Annotated in this window: 10 protein-coding genes; 5 read left to right on the forward strand and 5 right to left on the reverse strand. The window is 58.6% G+C overall.

Going from position 1 to position 12,540, the window contains the following annotated elements:
* Positions 1 to 26: 26 nt before the first annotated feature.
* Entirely contained in the window at positions 27 to 1,160 is a 1,134-nt protein-coding gene (locus HRQ63_RS19025; protein WP_172246705.1) for a low temperature requirement protein A, read from the forward strand.
* 106 nt (positions 1,161 to 1,266) lie between these two features.
* Here the strand turns inward: HRQ63_RS19025 and HRQ63_RS19030 are convergent, their stop codons facing one another.
* Together HRQ63_RS19030 and HRQ63_RS19035 are read right to left on the reverse strand one after the other, a co-directional pair.
* Positions 1,267 to 3,693: a GH36-type glycosyl hydrolase domain-containing protein gene (locus HRQ63_RS19030; protein WP_172246707.1), complete on the reverse strand. Its 2,427-nt coding sequence runs from the start codon at positions 3,691 to 3,693 to the stop codon at positions 1,267 to 1,269.
* Between the two features lie 618 nt (positions 3,694 to 4,311).
* Positions 4,312 to 5,988 (reverse strand): protein adenylyltransferase SelO, encoded by a 1,677-nt coding sequence (locus tag HRQ63_RS19035; protein WP_172246709.1) that lies wholly within the window; start codon positions 5,986 to 5,988, stop codon positions 4,312 to 4,314.
* 104 nt (positions 5,989 to 6,092) lie between these two features.
* Here HRQ63_RS19035 and HRQ63_RS19040 point away from each other — a divergent pair, with 104 nt between their 5' ends.
* The 4 genes from HRQ63_RS19040 (at position 6,093) to HRQ63_RS19055 (ending at position 9,503) form a co-directional block, all read left to right on the forward strand.
* A complete protein-coding gene (locus HRQ63_RS19040; protein ID WP_280529321.1) occupies positions 6,093 to 6,806 on the forward strand; it encodes a response regulator transcription factor in 714 nt (237 codons plus the stop codon).
* Positions 6,806 to 7,795 (forward strand): sensor histidine kinase, encoded by a 990-nt coding sequence (locus tag HRQ63_RS19045; RefSeq protein WP_172246711.1) that lies wholly within the window; start codon positions 6,806 to 6,808, stop codon positions 7,793 to 7,795. The genes HRQ63_RS19040 and HRQ63_RS19045 overlap by 1 nt, the downstream gene beginning before the upstream one ends.
* A gap of 99 nt (positions 7,796 to 7,894) precedes the next feature.
* Complete coding sequence (locus tag HRQ63_RS19050; protein ID WP_172246713.1) at positions 7,895 to 8,839, forward strand: ABC transporter ATP-binding protein; 945 nt, start codon at positions 7,895 to 7,897, stop codon at positions 8,837 to 8,839.
* On the forward strand, positions 8,811 to 9,503 hold the full coding sequence (locus HRQ63_RS19055; protein WP_172246715.1) for an ABC transporter permease: 693 nt from the start codon (positions 8,811 to 8,813) through the stop codon (positions 9,501 to 9,503). The genes HRQ63_RS19050 and HRQ63_RS19055 overlap by 29 nt, the downstream gene beginning before the upstream one ends.
* 123 nt (positions 9,504 to 9,626) lie before the next feature.
* Here HRQ63_RS19055 and HRQ63_RS19060 read toward each other — a convergent pair whose 3' ends face one another.
* The 3 genes from HRQ63_RS19060 to HRQ63_RS19070 all read right to left on the reverse strand — a co-directional run bounded on the left by HRQ63_RS19060 (position 9,627) and on the right by HRQ63_RS19070 (position 12,528).
* Positions 9,627 to 11,042 carry a M24 family metallopeptidase gene (locus HRQ63_RS19060; protein WP_229714303.1) on the reverse strand — a complete coding sequence of 472 codons (1,416 nt, stop codon included), beginning with the start codon at positions 11,040 to 11,042 and terminating at the stop codon, positions 9,627 to 9,629.
* Between the two features lie 217 nt (positions 11,043 to 11,259).
* The gene (locus tag HRQ63_RS19065; protein WP_172246918.1) at positions 11,260 to 12,066 is read right to left on the reverse strand and encodes an SDR family NAD(P)-dependent oxidoreductase; all 807 of its coding nucleotides are present in this window, start codon (positions 12,064 to 12,066) and stop codon (positions 11,260 to 11,262) included.
* The gene (locus HRQ63_RS19070) at positions 12,067 to 12,528 is read right to left on the reverse strand and encodes a VOC family protein (RefSeq protein ID WP_172246717.1); all 462 of its coding nucleotides are present in this window, start codon (positions 12,526 to 12,528) and stop codon (positions 12,067 to 12,069) included.
* Positions 12,529 to 12,540 lie beyond the last annotated feature (12 nt).

Consider the following 12,540-nt stretch of genomic DNA (forward strand, 5'->3'; position numbering starts at 1 on the left):
TCTCACAAATTTGAAAGAAAGGATACGTGACTCCCATTTCGCATATCGCCCACAAAAAGGTCACTTGGCTTGAACTTTTTTATGACCTGATCTACGTCGCGGCGATCTCGATCACCGCGCATGTGCTGGTCCATTCCCACCATGGCGCCATTCAAGCCGGGACCGTTATCAAGTATTTCCTGATTTTCGTTCCGCTTTGGTGGGCTTGGACCGGATTTACCGTCTACGTCAACCGCTTCGGCAAAGACGATACGGTACAGCGTGTCGCTTACTTCCTGCAGATGGCTTTCGTCATCGTCATGGCCGCCAGCATCAACGAAGACTTTGACGCTTATTACTTGGCGTTCATGCTCGGTTACGTCGGCATCCGTCTGTCGACCGCATTGATGTACATACGCACCTGGCTGGAAAACGACGGCGAGCCGCGCCGTATCGCCCGCTATCTGGGACTGACGTTTCTCGGGGGCGCGCTGGTCAGCTTCTCTTCCGTCCTGATTCCGGGCGACGCCAAATTTTTCGTGCTGTACCTGGGCATCTTCGCGGATATCCTGCTGCCGCTGCTGGCTCGCAAAAAGGTACTCAGCCACCTGCCGGTGCATCATCCGCATTTGCTCGAACGCTACGGACTGGCGACGATCATCCTGCTCGGCGAGCTGATTCTGGTCATCGTCAACGGACTGCGCGAAGGTCATGTCGGCGTCGAATACATGATAGCTGCCGTACTCGGCTTCGCGACGACCGTCTCGATCTGGTGGCATTACTTCGAATCGTCCGAACACATCGCGGAAGAAGATCGCAAAAGCTCGGGGCAATCGATTATTTACGGCCATCTGCTGACCTTCCTGTCGCTGGGCCTGATCGCCAACGTGCTGCATTACGACTTCCACCAAGAACTGACGGTTCGCAACTTCGGCTGGTTGGCGCTGTCCGGTTTCACGTTGTACGTGATCTCGACCGCCGTCATTTTCCTGCCCGGCAAAAGTCGCCTACATATTCGGCAGACGCTGATCCGCACCGCGGTCTTTATCGCGGTCGCCGCAATCGCGCTGCCGCTGCTGCCTTCGACGACGGCCATCTATGCCGCTCTGTTCCTTCTGTTCGCCGGATTTGCGCTGGCGGAAGGCATCGTTCGGAATCGAGGGAAAAGGTCGGTCGCTTAACAAGATCGCATCAATCGGAAAAAATCAACGAAAAAAAGGCCCGGTCGCTGAGACTTGGGCCTTTTTTTATTAAAATCCGTCACGTCCACGTTCTCGAGCGGACAAGCTATAGCGGCAGTTTCACCTCGACCGCATACGTCCCGCCTTCGGCAACGTCGCGGATCACGCCGCCTTCGATCCGCTCCCCGCCGACGTACACTTCCGTCTCGCTTACGCCGTCTTCCCGCTTGATCGCGATACGGAATTCCGCGCCCCGGAACGTCCGCGTCACGGAGACCTCGTTCCACTCCGCAGGAAGCTGCGGCGATACGCGCAGACCGTCCGGCGTTCCCTGAACCCCGAACAATCCGTCGATCAAGCAGCGGTACACCCACGGCACAGTGCCGGTGTTGAACAGCTGGCTGGAACGTCCCGCCGTTCGCGGGAATTGGCGGTACGCGCCCCGGTAATAGTTCGGAATGAATACCGGAAGCTGGCCGCGTTGACGAATGTCCGCTTCGTCCGCGCCCGGCAGCATTTTGCGCAGCAAACGGTAGGCGTTTTCCTTTTCCCCGACCGCGTACAGCGCATAGATATAAAACGCCGCCGCATGATTGTACACCGCGCCGTTTTCCGCCGAGCCCGGATGCTTCTGGGTCACGCGGCCGACGTCTTCGCGCATCGCGGTGTAAGACGGAGCCAGCTTTTCCACGCCGTACGGACTTTCGAGCTGCTCGGCGACCGAACGAATCAGCCGCTCTTTTTTATCCTCGTCCGCCGCGCCGCTGAGCAGCGACCAACCCTGCGGATTGATGAAGATGCGGCCTTCCTCGTCCGCGCTGATGCCGAACGGCACGCCGTCGTCGGTAATGCCGCGCGCGTACCAGTCGCCGTCCCACAGATGGCGGTTGACCGCGCCGTTGATCTCTTCCGCCTGCTGGCGGTAATCCGCCGCTTCCGACGAACGTCCGCTGCGCTCGCAGATATCCGCCCAGACGAGGCACGAATACGCCGTCGCGATGGTCAGCCAGCCGGATACGCCGCGTCCTTTGTAGCCGACCATGTTCATCGGATCGCACCAATCGCCTTGATTGATATAGTTCAATCCGCGCTCGTCGCGATCTCCGATCAGCCACTGCACGGCCAAGTCGATATGCTCGAATACCGTGCCGGACTTTTCCCCGCCGGCATACGTCACTTCTTCGTCCAGCAGCGCGTAATCGTTGGTCTCGTCGAGATACGTGATCAGGCAGACCGGCAGCCACACGCAGTGGTCGGTATGCGGCACCTGATTGATGTACTTCAGCTCGGCGCCTTCGTACAGCACGATGCCGTCCGGCATCGAACCGTCGGGACGCTGCTGCGACAAAGCGGTCAGAAACGCATTGCGCGTGCTGCGCGGATCGATATAGCTCATGCCCATATGATCCTGCAAATAGTTGCGCGTCTGCGGGTCGGTCGACAATCGGTTGGTCACGCCGTGGTAATACATTTGGCGCGGCAGCCAATGGTTGACGAAGTTGTCGAGGTCTTTGTCCGGCGTGTCGATCGTCAGACTTCCGCGTCCTTCCGCCACGTAAGCCGCGTAGTCGCGGGCGGCCGCGTCGAAACCGTATTCGGAATACGCCTGATGTTCCTCCGATCCGCTCTCCGTACCCTCCCCGGTTCCTTTTTCCCCGTCAAAACCGAAATAGCGTTCCCGAATATCCGCGATTTCCGCTTCGTCCTTCGCCGGCCCGAACACGAACCGATACTCCTGCTCCTCGCCCGCTTCCGGCTGGATGCGGTACTGCATGACGGCCGTCGGCATCTCGTAACGCGCGTCGCCGCAGGCAAGCGTGCCCGATTCCAACGCCGACGGACGCATGATGCCGCCTTCCCCTTCGAACGCCTCCTGGCTGACTTCCCACGCCGACGGTTTCTTTTCCGCAAGCAGATACGTTTTGTCCTTGAGGGTTTTGATCTTCGGGTAATCCTGCACTTTCTGATACGGCGTGACCGCGGAGCAGACGATCGCCCCCAGCTCGTCGACATACTCGCCGGACTGGTTCATCCACGACATATAGCCGACGCTGAAATACGGATACAGGCTGATTTTGCGCTTGCGGCTCCCGGTGTTGGTCACCTTGATGCTCCACAGCTCGGCGGCATGGTCCCTCGGGAGCGTCAGCGTCATCTGTATGCGCAGATCCCAATGTCCCAATGTCCAGACGATATCGTGCTTGCCCGCCGCGAACACGAATTTATCCGGCACTTGGCGGGTCGGTTCGTACGGGGCAGAAAATATGTAACCGCTCTCCTCATCCTTAATAAAAAGAAAACGTCCCGGGTGATGCGCGTAATACGGCTGCTCCGGCTGCATGAACGTCTTGGCTTCCAGGTTGGGCGCGTACGAATATTTGGCGGGCTCGGGCTGCATGAACTGGGCGACGGCATAGCCGCGGCAGTTCATATGGATCATCATCTGATTATTCCACAGGAATCCGGACGCCTTCGGCAGCGCGGTCGGACTGGTCAACTCGTAGTACTGCTGGTCTTCGGTAGGTCTGATCATTGCGGAAAACTCCTCTTTTCGACAAAGATTAGCTGCGGCGCTACGGATTACGCAAACGCTTTCGGAAATGAATAGACGCAGCGGCGTTCATAGCGTTTATTATAAAGCAGTTGGCGAAACAAGTGGGCGAAGTTTGTAAAAAGCGTCAAGAAAAGTACGAATTCGGCTCGGGGCAAGGAGTAACCGATGAGGCACAGAGCCGGTTTTCGACACAGTTAAGGCGCTCGGCGAATACGAATTCGGCGGGGCGAAGCCGCTCTTCGTCGCGATCGACTCCGCCCCGCCGTAGCAAAAACAAACTCAAATCCAAAACCCATAAAACACACATCTAAAAACAAATCCAAACCCGAATCCAAAGCAAATGTTGCAGATGTCCATTATTTTCGCACCGGCAGCTGTTTTCACCTTCCGAATGTTGCAGATATCCATCCTTTTCGCGCAGTTAGGCCGTAAACCAGCCTTTCGGCACCGAAATGATGGACTCTCGCAACATTTCTATGCTGTTCCGCCTTTTTACTCGTCGATTGTTGGATTCTTGCAACATTCGTCAGACGCTCCGGCGGCTCCGCTCGCGTAAGCTCCGGCTCCCGCTTGGCGTCAAGCTCCTTTACTCCTCCCTCACGTCCCGCAGAACGTTCGGTACCCGTTGTCCGCCTCCGGCGGAAGCTGCGCGTATTCCGCCTGATCCGCGGAATGATCGTACGGCCGTGCCAGCACCGCCAGCAGGCGGTGCAGCGGGCCGTAATCGCCGCCCTGCGCGGCGGCCGCGAGCGCTTCTTCCACGCGATGATTGCGCGGAACGACCGCGGGATTGTGCGCGCGCATGCGCTCGCGCACCTCTTCCGGCGTATCCGCCTGGCGTCCCAGGCGTTCCTGCCACCGCTCGCGCCAGACGCGATACTCGCCGCTGGCGAGCAGCGCGTCCGCGCCGGGGAACGCGGTCGGCCGTAAACCGCCGTCCGCTTCTTCTCCCGAAGCCCGCGCGGCTTCGTCCGCGCCCGACCCGCTTTCGCCGCCGAGGCCGGCAAAAGCCTCCTCCGCGTTGCCCGCCTCGTCGCCAGCCTGCGCGACGGCGTCCGCGCCGCCCGCTTCCGTCGGCGCGTCGAAGGTCAACCCCACGAACGTATTGCTGTAATCGGCCCGGAACGCCTTCATCAGATCCAGCAGATCGGCGACCAGCTTCTCGTCTTCTTCTTCGCGGCCGGACAGGCCGAGCTTGGCCCGCATGCCGTCGAACCAGATGTTCAGATACAGGCGTTCAAATCCCGCCAGCGTCTGTTCCGCGATCTCCATGCCGCGATCCGCGTCCTCGTCGAACAGCGGAATTAACGTCTCCGCCAAGCGCGACAGGTTCCACAGCGTGATATACGGCTGGTTGCCGTACGCGTAACGGCCTCCGGTGTCGATCGAACTGAACACCGTCGCCGGATCGTAAGCATCCATAAAGGCGCACGGCCCGTAATCGATCGTCTCGCCGCTGATTGCCACATTGTCGGTATTCATGACGCCGTGAATAAAACCGACCAGCATCCAATTCGCTACAAGCTCGGCCTGACGTTCCACCACGCCTCGCAGGAAGCGGGCATAACGGGCTCCGTTTGCAGCCGAAGGTTCTTCCCCCGCTTCGTCAAGCTCCGGATAATGCCGCGCGATCGCGTAATCCGCGAGCTCGCGCAGCGCGTCCACCCCGCCCCACTGCAGCGCGTATTGGAACGTGCCCACGCGCAGATGGCTGGCCGCGACGCGGGTCAATACCGCTCCCGGCAGCGGCGTCTCGCGCCGGATCTGCTCCCCGGTCGTCGCGACGGCCAAACTGCGCGTGGTCGGAATGCCCAAGCCGTACATGGCTTCGCTGATGATATACTCCCGCAGCATCGGGCCGAGCGCGGCGCGTCCGTCTCCTCCGCGCGAAAACGGCGTGCGCCCCGAACCTTTGAGCTGGATATCCACCCGCCGGCCGGAAGGCGTCAAATGTTCGCCGAGCAGCACCGCGCGCCCGTCGCCAAGTCGGTTGAAATTGCCGAACTGATGCCCCGCATAAGCTTGCGCGATCGGCTTCGCGCCTTCCGGCAGTTTGTTTCCGGCAAATACCGCCGCCGCTTCGGGAGTATGCAGCCATTCGATGTCCACTCCCAGCTCCGCGGCTAATTTTTCGTTCAGAATAACGGCTTTCGGCTCCGCCACGGGTACGGGCGGAAGCGAGCTGTAGAACACTTCGGGCAAACGGGCGTAACTATGATCGAAATTCCATCCGGCGGATACGCCGGACGAACCTTTTTCAGACGATTCAGACATCAGGCAAGCCTCCTTGTTCAAAATGTTCCTCTCCCTTAGAGTAGAGGAGAACGAGAGCGATTTCCAGTTTGGCAACATTCGCGTGACTTTAGGAGGAGAACAAGTTGGAAGGAAATCTTCTGATTATCGAGGACGATGCAGGGATCAGCGACATGATCGCCGATTATATGAAGAAAGAAGGCTACCGTTCCACCGTCGTCCGCGAAGGCAGCAGCGCATTGGACGTCTTCCGAGCCGACCGTTACGATCTGGTGCTGCTCGACCTGATGCTGCCCGGAATCGGCGGCATGGACGTGCTTCAGCAGCTTCGGGGCGTCAGCCGCGTACCGATCCTGATCGTGTCGGCCAAAGACAACGAAGTCGAGAAAGCGCTCGGGCTGCGGTTCGGCGCCGATGATTACATCGCCAAGCCTTTTTCCCTGATCGAACTGTCGGCCCGCATTCAAGCTTCGATCCGCCGGGCCACGCAATATTCGATCCCGGAAGGACAAACGAGCGCGCCGCAAGCCGAACCGCAACTGCTGACCCTAGGCGATCTCGTCGTGGACCCGGACAACTTCATCGTACGCAAGCGCGGCGAAGAAGTACGTTTGACGGCCAAAGAATTTCAAATTCTCAAACTGATGCTTCAGCACCCTTCCCGCGTCTATACGAAGGCCATGTTATACGAGCAGGTATGGAACGAAGAATATTACAACGACGATAACGCGATCAACGTCCATATGCGCAGGCTGCGCGAGAAGATCGAAGACGATCCGTCGAATCCCCGCTATATCGTCACGCTGTGGGGCATCGGCTACCGGCTGGGTGAACGGTAATGGCGGAATTATGGTGGATCGGCCTGCTTCCTGCCGGGGTGCTGCTTGCGCTGTATATCGGGGAAAAACTGCGCGTCCGCAAGCTGCGGCGCGACTTGGCCTACATGAACGAAAAGCTGCCGGCGTTCACGGCTTCCGAGCATATGCCGGGACGCGAGCGCTTGCTTGTCGTGACCGGTGAACCGGAACTGCGGGAACTGCTGCAAAACATCAACCTGCTGCTGGATCGGGCGGCGGAGTCGGCATCCGGTTACGTCCGCACCGAACAGGCCATGCGCCGCATGCTGTCCAACGTGTCCCACGATCTCAAGACCCCGCTGACCGTCGTGATGGGCTACGCCGAAGTGTTGGATCGCAGCCCCGAGCTGACCGATGCGGAGCGGCGCGACATGCTGGGCAAAGTGTACCGCAAAACGGTCGAGGTGCATGAGCGCATCAACGCCTTTTTCGATCTGTCCAAGCTGGAGTCCGACGATTACGATCTGCCGCTGTCCCCGGTCGATGCCGCCGAAGCCTGCCGCCAGCGGATCCTCGGCTATTTCGACCTGCTCGCGGATCGAGGCATCGAAGTGCAGCTTGATCTGCCGCCGAAGCCTGCCTGGATCTACGCCAACGCCGACGCGCTCGACCGCATTTTGGACAATCTGCTCTCCAACGCGGTCCGCTACGGCGCGGACGGCGGTTATCTGGGATTACGGCTAGCTTCTTCGGAAAACAGCGTGATCATCGAAGTCATCGACCGGGGCAAAGGCATTCCGGCGTCCGAACAGCTTCGGGTATTCGAACGCATGTATACGCTGGAAGATTCCCGCAACCGCGGTTTTCAGGGCAGCGGTCTGGGCCTTGCGATCGTCAAGCGACTGACGGAACGGATGGACGGCACGGTCACCTTAACGAGCGAACCGGGCATTCGGACTTGCTTTACGCTTGTTTTCCCGGCTTCCTCTTATATTCCGCCAAGCGCAAGCCGCATAGCCGTGCCGGAATAACGACGTAAGAAATAAGTAAGAATCGCGACAGGGAAAAGACAGCCCCGCCCGATAACATGAAGACATGAAGAAAACAAACGACAAGGAGTGAGCAAGGTTATGACGTACACCATACGCACGCAAATGCTCAGCAAAAGTTATCGGTCGGCGGATGTCGTGTCCAATGTCGGAATGACGGTAAAACGGGGCGAAATCTATGGGTTCCTGGGACCGAACGGAGCGGGCAAATCGACCGTGATGAAAATGCTGCTGGGACTGGTTCGACCGACGGGCGGCGAGATCGAATTGTTCGGCGAAAAACTGGTTCCCGGCCGCAACGAACACCTGAAACGAATCGGCCATCTGATCGAGACGCCTGCCTTTTACGACCGCATGACGGCCCGGGAAAATCTGGAGCTGCATGCCGAATACATGGGCTATCACGGCAAAGGAGCGATCGACGAAGCAATGCGCATGGTGCAGCTCGTCGGAACGGACCGCAAGCCGGTCAAGCAGTTCTCGCTCGGCATGAAGCAGCGTCTGGCGATTGCCCGCGCGATCTCGACCCGTCCCGAACTGCTGCTGCTCGACGAGCCGATCAACGGGCTGGACCCGGAAGGCATTCAGTCGATGCGCGGATTGTTCCGCAGGCTGCGCGACGAATGGGGCATCTCGATCCTGATCTCCAGCCATTTGCTGTCCGAGATCGAGCAGATCGCCGACACGATCGGGGTGATCAACGACGGACGATTGCTGCGCGAAGTGTCGCTGGACGACGTGCGGACATCGACGACCGCTTTCGTGGAAATTTCGACGCCGAACGTGGCATTGGCCGCTTACGTATTGACCGAAAAGCTGGGACTGGATCAATTCAAGCAGATGGACGATCATACGCTGCGCGTCTACGACAATCAGGTTTCGCAGGAGACGTTGTCGAAAACGCTCATTTTGAACGACGTGTCCATCGAGTCGATCAACCGCCGTCACCATTCGCTGGAAGAATACTTTTTCGATATGATCAAAGGAGGCGACGAACATGCTGCATCTCGTCAAGCTGGAGCTTAAAAAAGGCGGCCTTCGCGGATACATCCTCGGAGCGTTGATCGCTTACGCGGCGATAGCGGGTTTGCTGATGCTGATGTACTTCGTGAAAGAAGAACCGACAGGATCCACGTTCAAAAATCAGGCGGATATGCTTTCGGCCGTGAATACGCTCGTCGGCGCGACTTTCATCGTCTACGCGTCCGCCTTATTATCGAAGCTGGTGATCAGCGAGTTCAAAGACCGCACCATGACCTTGTTATTCGCTTATCCGGTTAGCCGCAAGCAGTTGATCTTCGCCAAGCTCTCGATCGTATTCGTATGGTGCTTCGTCGCGATCTTGCTCGGAAACGTGCTGCTGGACGCTTTGATGCTGACCGTGAATCATTTCGTCGGCGACTTGGCTTCCGACCTCGGCGCGACGGATCTGGTGCGTCAATTCGGTCATGTGATCCTCCAAGCGATCGGCGCCGCGGGCATGAGCCTGCTGCCGCTCGTGATCGGGCTGCCGCGCCGCTCGGTCGCCGCCACGATCGTATCGTCGATCTTTATCGTCGCGATCGTGTCGTCGAACAACGCCGGATTTTCGCTCAGTTCGATCATCGCGATTCCGCTGTCGCTCGCCGCGATCGGCATCATCGGCGCTTACCTCAGTTTCCGCAATATCGATCAGGTAGACGTAGCCTGAGCCGCAAGGGATGTAGGGTTGAAAAAGAAAGCCTGGACTCTTCGGCGGTCATTCCGCAGTCGAAGAGTTCCAGGTTTTTTTATTGCGAAAGTTTGGGCGAGACGATGCTCTATCCAAGGAGATTCATTCGCCTGCCTTTAACGCGAATGCCTTATTGAGCAGGAAAGGCCGGAAATACCCGTTCAAGTTCGACAGCGGCAGCACTTCGGGCTTCAACGCAATGCCCAGCACCTTTTCCATATACGCGCGGCGTTCCAGGATACGTGCCCAGACCTCCGGGTAAGCCTCGGCCAGCTCGCGGCGCAGCTCTTCGTCCGCGATCGCCACGCCGTCTTCGGCGCTTGCGCCGCCGTAACCGGGCACGGACGGAATGATGTCCATCTGAAGCAGCATGCCGCTCTGCACCGGAATATCCGACTGCGGATAAAAAGGCGACGACAGCCATTCCTCGCCCGCCGTCAGATGTCCGGGATTCAAGTGCCAATGATAGCGGGACTTGGGCAGCACGGACTCGATCGCTTCGTACATCGTGCCTCCGGTCAGTCCGATCGCCAGCTTTTCATACCAGGTCACCGCTGCCCGGTAGTACGGAATCGCGACCGCATCCAGATAATCGGCGACCTCGTCCGGAAGTTCGTCCGCCGAATTCACAACGTACCCGGAGCGGCTGGTCAGCCCTCCCCGATAACCGAGCGTAGCCGAAAATTTATCCCCGACCCGAACAGCCTTGTCGCGCGGGGCGACGACCGCATTCGTGAACCGGTCGCCCGTCGCGCAGATCGTCTGCACGTTGTTCGGCTGACCGTAGACGGCAAGTTCATGGGCCAACTCCATCTCCGTCAGTCCCGGTTCCAGCTTGTCGAGCAGCCGCAGCACGCGATCCGATGCTTGGGAAGCGCCGAATTCGTAGTGCGCGATCTCGTTGGCGTTCATGCGCACGCGCGCGCCGTGATCCGGATCGATAAACAACCCTGTCGCGTTCAACACTCGCCCATGCATGCCCGTGATGTTTTTGACCGCTTCGACAATGAATGAAGGGACGTCGAATAACTGCGTATTGTCGTCCACGGCGCTCGTAAACAGCTTCCATCCGACGATGCCGACCTGCATGCCCGGCTTCACCCCCGCATCGCCCATAAGTTCGATTAGCGTGCGCGAATTTCCCATCGGCTGATTCGGCAGCGAAAAATGCGGAGTATGCACGACTTCCGCGGAAATTCGGCTGTATTGCGCCATGCGCAGCGATTCATTGCCCAGCATCAGCTTGGCCGTGCCGTCCGCTTGCAGCATGAGCACGGATTCTTCGAACCTCGGCTCGTATCCGGTCAGATAGCCGAAGTTGGTCCCGTGTTCGCGATCCGCGTAGATCGCAAGCAAGTGCAGGCCGGCCGCATTCATCCGCTCCAGAATTTTTTGCTTATGCAGCGCCAGCGTGTCGTCGGTCAGGTCGACCGGAGCCGGGGCCGGACGGGTCATCGGTTTCGGGACTTGCGCATAGGTCACGGTCCCGGATAAAAAATGCCGATTTTCTTCGGTCATACGGTCCTCGCCCTCCGTTAGGTATCTCTAGTGATTTGTATCCAACAGAATCTGTGTAGGGAATCGCCTAGATTTTATCACTCCGGGACGGACGGGACAAATTACGGCCGCCGATCATAGCGTGAAGCAGAAGATCGGCGGCCGCAACGCGATCGGCTTCTTCGAACCTTGAAGAACCCTTGTACCGCCGCTTTTTATTTACGGAACGCGGAATTTCTCAAACGGCACGTTCAGCGCTCTTCCCCGCCGTGCCGGATTCGACCCTGGTTTCCCTGGATACCCGGCACACCAGACGCATCAAGCTCCGATGGGCAGTCGGGAAAATGGCGAAGAATACGTCCATCGTTCTCCGCAGCGGCATCGGGCATATGATCGGGCGATTTCGCTCCAGATCCCGAAGGGCGAGAGCGGCAAATTGCTCGGGACTCATCATTTTCTGCTTCGCCATCTGCGCTTGCACTTTGGACGTATCCATATTGATCCCTTGAGCGGCCGCGAAGATCGGCGTATCGACGAACGAAGGACAAAGCGCGCTTACTTTGACGCCGAACGCTTCGGCCTCGTAATGCAGCGAAGTCGTGAGTCCCAGCACGGCATGTTTGGTCGTCGCGTAAGCGGCGGCTGTCGGCGCGGGGCCCAGCGCGGTAGCGGAAGAGGTATTGGCGATATGTCCGAAGCCCTGCTTTTTCATAAGGGGATACGCGGCCTGCACGCCGTTGATAACGCCCCACAGATTCACGTCCACGATTCGGCGCCAGTGCGCTTCGGTCATATCGTACAGCTCGGCATACAAGGAAATCCCCGCGTTATTGAACATATAATCCAACCGTCCGTATTCGTGATACGCCCCGTACACCGCAGCTTCGACCTCCGCATAATCCGTAACGTCCAATTTCAAAAAGCGGGCTGTACCGCCTGCTGCGGCAATCTCTTCGGCCGCCTGTCGGCCTCCCTTCTCGTCGATATCCGCGATGATGACATCCACGCCGCGCCCGGCAAGCTGCTTCGCGATCGCTTTTCCGATTCAGTCGGCTCTGCCGCACTCTTTTTCCCACTCCGGCCATGATACGATCGGAAGCTCCGGTCTCGGTTCGTCCGGCAGCATCGCCAGCAGTTCGATCGAATGGCCGTCGGGATCTTCGAAATAGATCGAAACGGCCGGCATAAACGGAAATACGCTCAGCGGCGCATCGCTTTCCCCGAAAAAGTTCGTCGCGACGATCCCTCGTTCATGCAGCATGTGCCGGGCAGACTCCAACTCATGCAGCTCCACGCGGAACGCGAAATGCTGGCGCTGCACAAGCGGCGACGGATAGTTTTCCCGGATGCCGAGCATCGCTTCGCCCGGGCGTCCGATCCAATAAAACTTCGACTTCCGCGCGGCATCCTCATGCAGCGGAATCAATCCGGGCAGCCGCTCGTAAAAAGCAGCCGAAGCCTCGTAGTTGCTCACGTTGATATGGGTCTCGAACAGTCCTTTGATCATTTTGTTCTCCTC

This window comes from Saccharibacillus endophyticus, assembly GCF_013185185.1.
In the GTDB taxonomy this organism is placed as follows: Bacteria; Bacillota; Bacilli; order Paenibacillales; family Paenibacillaceae; genus Saccharibacillus; species Saccharibacillus endophyticus.

What these genes read in the sequence shown, in the direction of transcription:
- HRQ63_RS19035 (WP_172246709.1), bottom strand. Translation starts at nt 5,988, where the DNA reads ATGTCTGAATCGTCTGAAAAAGGTTCGTCCGGCGTATCCGCCGGATGG.
- HRQ63_RS19060 (WP_229714303.1), bottom strand. Translation starts at nt 11,042, where the DNA reads ATGACCGAAGAAAATCGGCATTTTTTATCCGGGACCGTGACCTATGCG.
- HRQ63_RS19055 (WP_172246715.1), top strand. Translation starts at nt 8,811, where the DNA reads ATGCTGCATCTCGTCAAGCTGGAGCTTAAAAAAGGCGGCCTTCGCGGA.
- HRQ63_RS19050 (WP_172246713.1), top strand. Translation starts at nt 7,895, where the DNA reads ATGACGTACACCATACGCACGCAAATGCTCAGCAAAAGTTATCGGTCG.
- HRQ63_RS19030 (WP_172246707.1), bottom strand. Translation starts at nt 3,693, where the DNA reads ATGATCAGACCTACCGAAGACCAGCAGTACTACGAGTTGACCAGTCCG.
- HRQ63_RS19070 (WP_172246717.1), bottom strand. Translation starts at nt 12,528, where the DNA reads ATGATCAAAGGACTGTTCGAGACCCATATCAACGTGAGCAACTACGAG.
- HRQ63_RS19045 (WP_172246711.1), top strand. Translation starts at nt 6,806, where the DNA reads ATGGCGGAATTATGGTGGATCGGCCTGCTTCCTGCCGGGGTGCTGCTT.